The 12334-nt window shown below is 47.0% G+C and carries 9 protein-coding genes and 1 pseudogene; 7 read left to right on the top strand and 3 right to left on the bottom strand.

The window, feature by feature from the left end; all coding sequences use genetic code 11:
- Window positions 1-22: 22 nt before the first annotated feature.
- Window positions 23-1654 (top strand): Na/Pi cotransporter family protein, encoded by a 1632-nt coding sequence (locus GUC46_RS22430; RefSeq protein ID WP_121572160.1) that lies wholly within the window; start codon window positions 23-25, stop codon window positions 1652-1654.
- 65 nt (window positions 1655-1719) lie between these two features.
- On the opposite strand, the gene pepE is transcribed toward GUC46_RS22430, so the two are convergent.
- Complete coding sequence (pepE, locus tag GUC46_RS22425) at window positions 1720-2409, bottom strand: dipeptidase PepE (protein WP_003841421.1); 690 nt, start codon at window positions 2407-2409, stop codon at window positions 1720-1722.
- Window positions 2410-2775: 366 nt separating this feature from the next.
- Between pepE and GUC46_RS22420 the strand changes: the two genes are divergently transcribed.
- The gene (locus GUC46_RS22420; protein ID WP_048234172.1) at window positions 2776-3702 is read left to right on the top strand and encodes an ATP-grasp fold amidoligase family protein; all 927 of its coding nucleotides are present in this window, start codon (window positions 2776-2778) and stop codon (window positions 3700-3702) included.
- On the opposite strand, the gene GUC46_RS22415 is transcribed toward GUC46_RS22420, so the two are convergent.
- Window positions 3699-4769 (bottom strand): ATP-binding protein, encoded by a 1071-nt coding sequence (locus GUC46_RS22415; RefSeq protein WP_071684973.1) that lies wholly within the window; start codon window positions 4767-4769, stop codon window positions 3699-3701. The genes GUC46_RS22420 and GUC46_RS22415 overlap by 4 nt on opposite strands.
- Window positions 4766-5470, bottom strand: coding sequence for a response regulator (locus GUC46_RS22410; protein WP_121572162.1), 705 nt, complete (start codon window positions 5468-5470; stop codon window positions 4766-4768). The genes GUC46_RS22415 and GUC46_RS22410 overlap by 4 nt, the downstream gene beginning before the upstream one ends.
- Window positions 5471-5752: 282 nt before the next feature.
- Between GUC46_RS22410 and GUC46_RS22405 the strand changes: the two are divergent.
- From GUC46_RS22405 to GUC46_RS22385, 5 genes and pseudogenes are all read left to right on the top strand, one after another.
- Window positions 5753-6143: pseudogene (locus GUC46_RS22405) on the top strand (transporter).
- Window positions 6144-6348: 205 nt separating this feature from the next.
- Entirely contained in the window at window positions 6349-7260 is a 912-nt protein-coding gene (locus GUC46_RS22400; protein WP_048234168.1) for an ABC transporter six-transmembrane domain-containing protein, read from the top strand.
- Between the two features lie 37 nt (window positions 7261-7297).
- Window positions 7298-10414, top strand: a complete 3117-nt coding sequence (gene kexD, locus GUC46_RS22395) for a multidrug efflux RND transporter permease subunit KexD (RefSeq protein WP_048234166.1) — start codon at window positions 7298-7300, stop codon at window positions 10412-10414.
- Between the two features lie 74 nt (window positions 10415-10488).
- On the top strand, window positions 10489-11025 hold the full coding sequence (locus tag GUC46_RS22390; protein WP_048234165.1) for a GNAT family N-acetyltransferase: 537 nt from the start codon (window positions 10489-10491) through the stop codon (window positions 11023-11025).
- Between the two features lie 102 nt (window positions 11026-11127).
- Window positions 11128-12288, top strand: a complete 1161-nt coding sequence (locus tag GUC46_RS22385; protein WP_049015173.1) for an IS30 family transposase — start codon at window positions 11128-11130, stop codon at window positions 12286-12288.
- Window positions 12289-12334 lie beyond the last annotated feature (46 nt).

Below are 12334 nucleotides of genomic sequence, written 5' to 3'. Positions count from 1 at the left end.
ACGATAAGGAGTACCTGATTCCGTGTTAACTCTGTTACACCTGCTTTCTGCCGTCGCGATGCTGGTTTGGGGGACGCATATTGTGCGTACCGGTGTGATGCGCGTCTTCGGCGCCCGCTTGCGTACCGTGCTCAGCCGTAGCGTTGAAAAGAAGCCGCTCGCCTTTTGTGCGGGTATCGGCGTGACGGCGCTGGTGCAAAGCAGCAACGCCACCACCATGCTGGTGACCTCGTTTGTTGCACAAGATCTCGTGGCGCTTACCCCTGCGCTGGTGATTGTGCTCGGTGCCGACGTGGGGACCGCGCTGATGGCGCGTATCCTGACCTTCGATCTCTCCTGGCTGTCGCCACTGCTGATTTTTATCGGCGTGATCTTCTTTCTCGGTCGTAAGCAGTCCCGCGTGGGGCAACTGGGGCGGGTTGGTATTGGTCTGGGGCTGATTTTACTGGCGCTGGAGCTGATTGTGCAGGCAGTAACGCCAATCACTCAGGCTAATGGCGTACAGGTTATTTTCGCCTCGCTCACCGGCGATATCATGCTCGATGCGCTGATCGGTGCCATGTTTGCGATTATCAGTTACTCCAGCCTGGCGGCGGTGCTGCTGACGGCAACGCTGACCGCGGCGGGCATTATCTCGTTCCCGGTAGCGCTGTGTCTGGTGATTGGCGCCAACCTCGGCTCTGGTCTGTTGGCGATGCTCAACAACAGTGCTGCGAATGCTGCTGCCCGTCGTGTGGCGCTCGGCAGTCTGCTGTTTAAGCTGGTGGGCAGCCTGATTATTCTGCCGTTTGTTCATCCGTTGGCCAATCTGATGGATGAACTGCCGCTGCCGAAATCTGAACTGGTTATCTACTTCCACGTCTTCTACAACCTGGTGCGCTGCGTGGCGATGGTGCCGTTCGCCGAACCGATGGCGCGTTTTTGTAAGCGCATCATCCGCGATGAGCCGGAGCTGGATGCACATCTGAAGCCCAAACATCTGGACGTCAGTGCGCTGGATACGCCGACGCTTGCTCTCGCTAATGCCGCCCGCGAAGCGCTGCGTATTGGCGATGCGATGGAGCAGATGATGGACGGGTTGAAGAAGGTGATGCACGGCGAGCCGCGCGAAGAGAAAGAGTTGCGCAGGATGGCGGATGACATCAACGTGCTGTACACGGCGATTAAGCTCTATCTGGCGCGGATGCCAAAGGATGAACTGGCGGAAGAGGAATCACGCCGTTGGGCGGAGATTATCGAAATGTCGCTCAACCTTGAGCAGGCTTCCGATATTGTCGAACGTATGGGCAGTGAGATAGCCGATAAGTCGCTGGCCGCCCGTCGGGCATTCTCGGTAGAAGGGCTGAAAGAGCTGGATGCGCTCTACGATCTGCTGCTCAGCAATCTGCAACTGGCGATGTCGGTATTCTTCTCAGGCGATGTGACCAGCGCCCGCCGTCTGCGCCGCAGCAAGCACCGTTTTCGTATTCTCAACCGTCGTTATTCGCATGCGCACGTCGACCGTCTGCATCAGCAGAACGTGCAAAGCATCGAGACCAGCTCCTTGCACCTGGCACTGTTGGGCGATATGCAGCGTCTGAACTCGCTGTTTTGCTCCGTGGCCTACAGCGTGCTGGAACAGCCGGATGAAGACGATGAGCGGGATGATTATTGAGTGAGGTGAAGCGGTAGGCCGGATAAGGCATTTATGCCGCCATCCGGCATCAGACAACAAATCAACTAAAAGCAGTGGCCTGCTTCAACAGCAACCGCCTCTTCACCCGCTTTAAAGATATACGTGGTGTTCGGGCCGCCGAGCACGGACTTACCGTTACTCACCTTGATCCAGTTACCTTCCGGCAAGCCAATCACCGTCAGCTCCGGTGCCACAACCAGCAGTTCGCGAATACGCTGCTCACGCGTTTCGCCTTTGTGGCCTTCCGGCAGCGCGTTGGTGAAATGTGGGTTAATCTGCAGCGGGAACAGACCCAGCGCATCAAAGCCTTTGGGATCGACAATCGGCATGTCGTTGGTGGTGCGGATGGTCTGGCAGGCAAGGTTGGAACCCGCGCTCCAGCCGATGTACAGCGCACCGCGTTTGACGACATCCACGATCGGCGCCAGCAACCCGCGCTCACGACTCTCTTTCAGCAACTGGAAGGTATTCCCGCCGCCGACAATCACCAGCTCGGCGTTTTCAATGGCTGCAATTGGATCGGCAACGGTATGAATACCGGTAACGTTAACGCCCATTGGCGCAAAGATGGCTGCCGTTTTCGCCGTGTACTCATCCCAGGTTTGCGTCACGCCGGCGAACGGAATAAACACCGCCGTACGGCGACCATTCAGTTGCTCAGCAATCAGCGGCAGCGCATGTTCCATCCAGCCTTTGCCCGGCAGCGTCGAGTTACTCAATAAAAGCAGTTCCATCATTTCTCCATGTAATCAGAAAATTACAAACCGCGGTCATGCTACCACTATCAGTCTAACGCCTCACTGATATGGCTCACGATGTTGGAAGTGAGAGATAGAAGCTGGGACTATTTTCTAAGTGTCAATCCAATACCGAGCGCCTTCATCACTGCCAGCGCCTCACAGTAATGCGTAGTTTTTCAGTATGCTGCAGTTGATACGAGAAACGGTAACAAGGGGGATGGTCGGCTTTGTGCCAGGAGTGATAATGGCCCTGATTAATTTCTGTTAATAAAGGAGTATGTCGGTCCATATACTCTCCATAATTTGCTAAATATAAATCAACAATCCTCTGTCAGAATTACTGGGCTGAATGGAGGGGTTATGAATAAAGTAAATTACCACATTAAATATATTGAGTATTTACTCAGGAAGTGCAGGACAATTTTTACTAAAGATATTTCATTTCATGCGAAAAGGCTTAATAAACATTCGGGGAACTACCCTGACCTACTTAATCCATTAACGCTTAATGAGAAGATTTGTCATCGTCTCATATTCGAACACAATCCATTTTTTACAACATTGGCTGATAAACTTGCTGTCAGAGAATATGTGAGTAGAAGTACAAGTTTAGTTAAGCTTGTTCCATTGATTGGCGTTTATTGTCGAGTTGAAGATATTGACTTTGATAAACTACCCTCAAAATTTGTTTTGAAATGCAATCATGATAGTGGTAGTGCTGTCATCTGTACAGAAAAAGAAGACTTTGAATCCGCGAAGGCTATAAACAAATTAAAACTATCACTTAAAAAGAATATGTATTATATAACCAGAGAATGGCAGTACAAAAACATATCACCTGTGATTCTCTGTGAAATGTATCTGGATCTGTTTTCCAATCGAAACAGGAATGTCACTCCTGAAATGTTAAGGATACACTGTTTTCACGGTGTGCCATGTTTTATTGAGGCTGATTTTACTGACAGCAATGGGCACGGATTCATTAATGTCTATGACAGAGCATGGAATTTGCAACCCTTTCAGATGGAGTATCCAAATACTCCAACCCCAGTAGATGAACCCGAATCATTTCATAAATCCGTTATTGCTGCCCAAGAGCTAGCAAAAGAAATAGACTACTGTCGTGTTGATCTTATGCTAAAAGGAGAAGATGTCTATTTCAGCGAAATAACGTTAAGTCCCAAAAGAGGCAAACTTAAAATCACCCCAGAAATTTGGGACGCTAAACTCGGCAGTATGTGGGACCTGTCTCTTGCTAAAACAGGCTCATTTGAGCCTGTTTATTAATGTCCTGAAGCAGGCCATGACAGTTTGAAAAGCGAGCCATTTTCTTGTGTTACGCTGTAGTTAACGTCTCCGCCGTGGGCACGCATAATGGCTTTTACTACCGACAACCCCAAACCACAACCCTTGGGGTTAATATTTTTAGCATATTCTCCTCGCTGAAAAGGCTGGAATAAGGACTTCTGGAGTTCTTCAGGAATTCCAGGTCCTTTGTCTTGAATGAGGATAAAATTATCATTCCCCACAATACCATTCTTCACTAAAAGTGTTTGAGATGTGGAATATTTTAAGGCATTGTCAAAAAGAACGGTTAGGCACTGAATAATACGTAATGGATCGCAGATGCAATGCTGACAACTAAGCTCAGTAACTATGTTGAAGCCATTCGTTTCGAAATCAGGCAAAAAAGTATCAAGCGCACTGGAGATCGTTGCCGCAAGATCGACTTCGCTGAGCATCAAGGAATATTCGGCCCCTCCTGAGGAGCTCACAACTCGAAGATCCTCGATTAGGTTAGTCAGACCTTCAGTTTGTTTAAGGAGATTTCTAAAGAGCGGCGGTTCTGGTTCAAATACGCCATCAACCAGCCCCTGAAGCCTGCCCCGCAAAATAGTAACAGGAGTTCGGAGTTCATGAGCGATGGCAGCATTCCATAAATTCCGCTGAACATCCAGCGTCTGTAACTTTTCCGCCATTTCATTAAAATCATTGACGAGTTTATTCATTTCCCCCAACTGAGAACCGCTGCTAATCGCTCTTGCGCTAAGGTTTCCTTGAGAGATTTGTTTAAGGCTGTATGCCACATCATTCAGGGGATTTAATATTCTTGCAGATAGTTTTACGGTAAAAAATAGCGAAACAACCAGACTGGTCAATGAAGCGATCAAGATCCACATCCAGTCAAGAAAGGTCATATCATCTTCATTTCCAGCGCTTATCCCTCCCGGGAGGTAGTCAATCAAAAAACTATAAAATAAGTAGGAGCCCAGGACGGCAATTGCAATAATAACGAATGTTAAAGACAGCATATATGTCAATATCTGGCGGCTCAGAATTGTTTCTTTGCTCATTTTTTGTCGCCCAAGCGGTAACCTATTCCTCTGATACTTTCAGGAACACCTTTAAGTCCGGCATGTTCAAGCTTTTTCCGGAGTTTGCTCATATGACTGTCTACAGTGCGATCGAGCGAATCTCCCTCAGGCAAACACGTATCGAGTAACTCTTCACGTGAACATACTTTCCTTGGATTTCTGGCTAAATAGGTTAGAAGCTTAAATTCAGTGGTAGTTAATACCGGCGTGGAAACGCCACCCTGTACCGCGATCTCAACGTAAAATTCATCGGGATAAATTGTAAGAAAAGGCGTTCTTAAGGGCCGCGAGTGTGTAGCCTCTGCAACAGATCTGGTTCTGCGAAGTACGGCTTCAACTCTGGCTACAACCTCAGAGGGATTAAAGGGTTTTATCACATAGTCATCAGCCCCGAGCCGCAAGCCCATCAGTTTATCAACGTCTTGATCCAGTGCTGTAACCATGATGACCGGTACGTTCGTTTCCTTTCTTAACGTTGTCAGAACATTCCAGCCATCGTACACGGGCAGGTTGATGTCCAACAGTAGGAGATCAGGCTTGTTTAGACGGGTAAGGTTGATTGCCTGCTCACCATCTTCGGCTCTTAAGGTTTTCATGCCAGCCTTATTTAAATAGCCTTTCAGTATGGCGGCGATGTCATCATCGTCTTCTGCTACGATAATCAGATTGTTGTTTTTCATATTTTCTTCCACAGCACTGATGACAGCATGCCTTTTACCCTAAAATACCCTTTTATCGTCATGCTTAAAGATTTTTACTCAATTATAAATGCTAATTATCAGATTGGTTTACTTTGACATATGTTTTTTGGAAAAGTTCATCGAAAATTTTCAGCCAACTTAACCATGTACGTTCTCCATATTCACTACACATTTCATAAATAATTAATCAACATCGCCAGACGATAATCTACAACAAGGGTGTGGGTTACATACAATATGTACTGCGGTGTAAGGAACGCTATGGTGCTGAATAAATTTTTTGTTCGAGGTGAGAATCTGATGGCCTCACTTTTATTTTTCATGGTTTCATGCGGGTTATTATATTCTTGGCTTTATCTTGTGCGTGCCATTAATGAAAAAGTAGAATCTACTTTACCTTCATCCTTACTGATTCGTGTTTTAATAATCATTGCTGTATTATCATTCTTTTTCCAGAAAAAAACCTGGGGTTTTAAAAGATATCATTGCAATAACACTTGGTCTGATTTTGCTATTTATACATACCATCACTGTATTACATCTGCTTTTGAATATTTTTCCGGATATTTATGATTTTGTTTTTTATTATGAATGTTTTTTATTGATTTTCTTCTGCGGACTACCGGTGTGTTTATGTATAAGAATGATTTAATCTTACGCATTTTCAGCATGATGTACAACATCAGGAGTGAGTACACATATCCTCCATAAAGCATCCATTCACGATTGACATCATGACGTTACACTTAGTGCATGTCTTTTATGACGGCTCTATTATGCCGCCTCGTTTCTCTTAACTGAAGTAATAAACTAGCGGCAGAATATTTCTACACTTCAATGCGTAATACACATTTATCATGATTTATAAAGGCACCAACAAACCTACGGCCCCCGGGGTTGCTATCTCGCTTAAAAGACTCGCCTGGCGGCACAGAAAGAAATTGTGCATTACTTTCATGCTGGTTATTGCTGAAAATGTTGCATTCCTGCTCTATCCCGTTCTTGCGGGCATGGCGATAAATGCCATTCTGGCAGGTCAGGCGTCACGTGCGGCCCTTTATGGCCTTATGGTTCTGTTCATGTGGTGCATGGGAGCCGCCAGACGTAGTGTAGATACACGAACGTTTGCACATATCTACGCAAATCTTGCTGTGACAGTAGTATTAGCCCAGCGAAAATATTCACTTAATCACTCGACTATTGCTGCGAGAGTAACGCTATCACGAGAATTCGTTGATTTCTTCGAGTTGCACCTGCCTGTATTGATCACCTCGATCATTTCCCTTTTCGGGGCCGCAATAATGCTGTTATGGATTGAATTCTGGACAGGAATAACTTGTTTGATCATCGTGGCAATACTGATGTGCTTCGTCTCCAACTATGCCCATAAAAATGAGGCGTTATATCAACGTCTTAACAATCGCCTCGAAAAAGAGGTCGATTATGTTAATAAGGCATCATTTGGAGCTCTGAAAAGACACTATGACACACTTGCTCACCTGCGTGTGGCTTTATCCGACAGAGAAGCATGGGGATATTTATCCATAGGTATTCTGGTTTCTGTTCTCTTTTCCATGACCATTATCAGGATGAGCCAGGAATCTGGAATTAATGCCGGACATATTTATTCCGTCATGACGTATATGTGGATGTTTTCAACCAGCCTGGATGACGCCCCACATCTCCTGGAAAAATTTTCCCAGCTCAGGGATATCGGTAAACGGGTCTCAACAGACGATGAGCCCTCTTTATCAGGTAATACATGTTGATTTTTGACCATTCGTACGTTGACTGGAAGTACATCTGATGCCGCATTTTTTTATTGAGCGCCCCATTTTTGCATGGGTTATTGCCTTGTTTATTGTTCTGACCGGAATATTGTCTATTCCTCATTTACCGGTGGCGCAATACCCAGCCGTTGCGCCACCGGGTATTATCATTTCAGTCAGTTACCCTGGTGCGAGTCCGGACGTAATGAACACGTCCGTCGTGTCTCTGATCGAGCGTGAAATTGCGAGTGTTGACAATTTACTCTATTTTGAATCTTCCAGTGACACGACGGGGATGGCGTCAATTACCGTAACCTTCAAACCTGGAACCGACATCAAACTCGCCCAGATGGATCTGCAAAACCAAATTAAGATTGTGGAATCTCGCTTGCCGCAGTCGGTAAGACAAAATGGGATAAATGTTGAGGCAGCTAATTCCGGTTTTTTAATGATGGTGGGATTAAAATCTCAACACGGCGAATATCAGGAAGCTGACTTAAGCGATTATTTTGCCAGGAATGTTACTGATGAACTACGGCGCGTACCCGGCGTAGGTAAAGTCCAGCTTTTTGGCGGAGAAAAGGCACTCCGCATATGGCTGGACCCGATGAAATTACACAGCTATGGGCTCTCTGTTACGGATGTATTAAGCGCCATCAGTCAACAAAACGTGATTGTTTCACCGGGCAGAACCGGAGATGAACCTGCGATTGGCGGGCAAGGTGTGACTTATCCGATATCGGTAAAAGGACAACTCTCTTCGGTTGAAGAATTTCGTAATATCACGATTAAATCACAGGTCTCCGCCGCCCGGCTGACGCTGGCAGACGTCGCCCGCGTGGAATCAGGGTTACAAAGTTACGCATTTGGAATCCGTGAAAATGGCGTCCCCGCAACGGCGGCAGCTATTCAGCTTTCTCCCGGCGCAAATGCGATTAGTACCGCGTCGGGTATCCGTGCGCGGTTAACCGAACTGTCGGGTGTACTTCCTGAGGGAATGACATTCACCGTGCCTTTCGATACGGCTCCGTTCGTAAAACTATCGATATTGAAGGTGGTTGAGACATTTGTTGAAGCCATGGTACTGGTCTTTTTCGTTATGCTGCTTTTCCTTCACAAGATACGCTGCACGCTTATTCCTGCGATTGTGGCACCTGTGGCGCTGCTCGGCACTTTTACTGTCATGCTATTAAGCGGTTATTCCATCAATATTTTGACCATGTTTGGAATGGTGCTGGCCATCGGGATTATTGTTGACGATGCGATTGTTGTGGTAGAGAACGTCGAACGACTGATGGAAGACAAAGAAATGTCTCCGCAGGAAGCGACACGAGAAGCGATGCGTGAAATTACGCCGGCCATTATTGGCATTACGCTGGTACTCACTGCGGTATTTATCCCTATGGCCTTTGCTAGCGGATCCGTGGGTATTATTTATCAACAATTCAGCATTTCGATGGCGATATCCATTTTACTATCGGCATTCCTGGCGCTGACGTTAACCCCTGCGCTTTGTGCAACCCTACTCAAGCCGCATGATAAACATCGGGGTAAAAGCAGCGCATTTTCAGGGTGGTTTAACGCTCACTTTCATCGTCTGACTTCGTTTTACGCCACTGGTCTGGGCTTTTTTCTGAAGCGTACCGGCCGTATGATGATGATCTACGCTGCATTATGTTTGGCATTGTTTGCCGGTCTATCTTCCTTACCTTCATCATTTTTACCCGATGAAGATCAGGGCTATTTTATGTCCTCAATCCAGCTTCCCTCTGATGCCACGATGCAGCGGACGCTTAAGGTCGTCGATACATTTGAAGAGGAGATCGCCCACCGGCAGGCGGTAGAAAGTAACATTATGATTCTGGGATTCGGTTTTTCTGGCTCAGGCCAGAACTCGGCCATGGCATTCACTACCCTCAAGGACTGGAAGCAACGCAAAGGCACCACGGCGCAAGAGGAAGCCGACTATATTCAGGCCCAAATGGCAAATGTGCCGGACGCCGTAACGATGAGCCTGCTGCCTCCGGCCATTTCTGATATGGGAACATCATCCGGTTTCACTTACTATTTGCAGGACAGAGGCGGGAAAGGCTATCAGGCACTCAAGCAGGCGGCCGATAAGCTTATTGTGCAGGCAAATAGTAATTCTCATCTTTCCGATGTCTATATTGATGGGCTTGGTGAGGGAACAAGTCTTGCCCTGCATATCGACAGGGAAAAAGCGGAGGCCATGGGGGTGTCGTTTGATGAGATAAATCAAACAATTTCCGTTGCAGCAGGCTCCAATTATGTTAATGACTATACCAATAATGGCCGGGTTCAGCAGGTTATCGTCCAGGCGGATGCGCCCTACCGGATGCAACCCGAACAACTTTTGGCTTTGTCTGTCAAAAATCGGTTGGGACAGATGCTTCCGTTATCCACTTTTGTGACGCTTTCGTGGAATGTTGCACCACAGCAACTGATACGTTATCAGGGATATCCTGCCATACGCATAACCGGGAGTGCCGCACAGGGAAAATCGACGGGTACCGCAATGGCGGCAATGGACAAGCTGGCTAAGCACTTACCGCCAGGGTTCGCCGGTGAGTGGGCGGGAAGTTCGTTACAGGAAAAGGAGTCCGCATCACAGCTTCCAGGTCTTATTGTGCTCTCGGTACTGGTGGTATTCATGGTGCTGGCTGCTCTTTACGAAAGTTGGTCCGTTCCCTTCGCAGTCATGCTCGTTGTTCCTTTGGGACTGCTCGGCGCCGTGCTGGCCGTATCCGTTGCGAATATGACGAATGACGTCTTTTTCAAAGTGGGCCTGATAACCTTGATTGGACTTTCCGCCAAGAATGCGATTCTGATTATCGAGTTCGCAAGACAATTAATTAAAGAAGGAAAGAGCCTTATTGATGCAACATTGACGGCAGCAAAACAACGCTTACGGCCAATACTTATGACGTCTCTGGCTTTCACATTAGGCGTTGTTCCGCTGATGCTCGCCAGTGGAGCCAGCGACAGCACGCAACATGCGATTGGTACTGGTGTATTCGGCGGGATGATTAGCGGAACGTTACTGGCAATTTTCTTCGTTCCGGTATTTTTTGTGGTGATTACCCGAATTACTGAAATGCGAAAAGACAGCAAGGATAATAGCCGGAACGGCTAATAACAATTATACGCCCAGCCAGCAACAAGCATACTTAACGCTTGGCTGGCTGGTATTTAATAGTTAAGGACACTATGAACGTCATTTTCACCCAAAGATTAATTATTCGGCCTTTTAAGGAAAAAGATGCAGCTGCACTTTTTGATTATCTTTCTACGCCACGTGTCCCCTGCTTTAATGAAGAAAAACTGCATTCGATAGCCGAGGCGGAGGCAGAAGTGACTAAGCGGGCCAGTGAACCAGGACAGTTTGCCGTTTGTTTAAAAGAAACTGATGAGTTGATCGGCCATCTTTTTGCAGACAATAGCAACGAGCCAGACAGCAATACCTGGTCAGTGGGCTGGCATTTTAATCAAAGTTATGAACGTCAGGGATATGCGAGCGAGTCAGTCGCTGCACTGTTTGATTATTTATTTAAAGTAAAAGATGCCCGACGTTTGTATGCCTGGGTAGAGGTTTTCAATCTGGCCTCTCAAAAACTCTGTGAACGTTTGCATATGCGAAATGAAGGGTGTTTTAAAGAGTTTGTCTCTTTTGAAAACGAGGATGGTAAGGCAAGGTATGACGACACATACATCTACGCGTTACTCCATAAAGAATGGACAAAATAAAGGACGAAGAAACTAATCTGGAAAGCGTCTCGCAGACGTCTTCTTTGGGTGTGAGTTCAACGGGTCGATGCAACGCTATCCTTAATCAAGGGGGACGTTGCCATGAAACGAAGAACTCGGATTTACTACACGCCAGAGCAGAAGGCGATTATCTGGGACAGATATAAGCAAGGTGATTCCCTGCATGATATCGCCAGAATGTTCGACAGATATCATTCTTCTATTATGCCCACTATCCACCAGACTGGTGGATACCGTCCTCCTGTGAGAAAGCGGCACCGATTAGCGCTTACGCTTGATGAAAGAGAGGAGATATCCAGAGGATTGGTAGCAAAACTCAGTATCAGGGACATCGCTGCCAAATTATCAAGAGCGCCCTCAACGATTAGCCGCGAGGTCAGGAGGCACGGAGGTGCCAGGCAATACCGTGCAGCAAAAGCCGATACTTCTGCGTGGGAAAATGCTCTGAGACCAAAACCTTGCAAGCTAATTGAAAGCCCCACATTGTGTAAAATCATTGCAGAGAAGATGCATCAGGACTGGTCGCCGGAGCAGATCGCCGGTTGGCTGAAACGCTGTTATCCGGATAATCAGGAAATGCATGTGTCACACGAAACGATTTATAAAACGCTTTTTATACAAACCCGGGGCGCATTAAAAAAAGAGCTGCAACAATGCCTCAGAAGCGGAAGAGCGGTTCGTAGATCCCGAACGTCATCACTTAAAGGGAAAGGATTAGGGAAAATCCCGAATGCGCTATCTATCAGCGAAAGGCCACCGGAAGCCGCAGACAGAGCCATACCTGGTCACTGGGAAGGTGATCTGATCCAGGGCTCGAAAAACTCCTATATCGTCACCCTTGTAGAACGCCATTCCCGCTTTGTTATGTTGGCCAAAATCAGGGACAATAAGACCATAACGGTTATATCTGCACTCATCAGACAAGCCCGGGAATTACCTGTTGAGCTTTATAAAACATTAACCTGGGATCGGGGCGCTGAAATGACCAGCCACACCCGGTTTACTGTAGCAACAGACATCCAGATTTACTTCTGTGATCCTCAATCTCCCTGGCAACGTGGCTCAAATGAAAATACGAACAGATTGCTCAGACAATATTTTCCAAAGGGAACTGACTTATCGGTTCACAGTCAGCAGAGACTAAACAGCGTTGCGAGACAGCTCAACGAAAGACCGAGAAAAACGCTAGACTATGAATCACCCGCAGAACGGTTCAATAAGTGTGTTGCGTCCATCAGTTGAACTCACAGGGCGTGACAGACCTTTATAACCACCTTAGTGTGACATG

The organism is Citrobacter sp. LUTT5, assembly GCF_009905315.1.
Classification (GTDB): Bacteria; Pseudomonadota; Gammaproteobacteria; order Enterobacterales; family Enterobacteriaceae; genus Citrobacter; species Citrobacter freundii.
The sequence above is the reverse complement of the archived record's forward strand: the minus strand, read 5'-3'. Positions and strand labels throughout refer to the sequence as shown.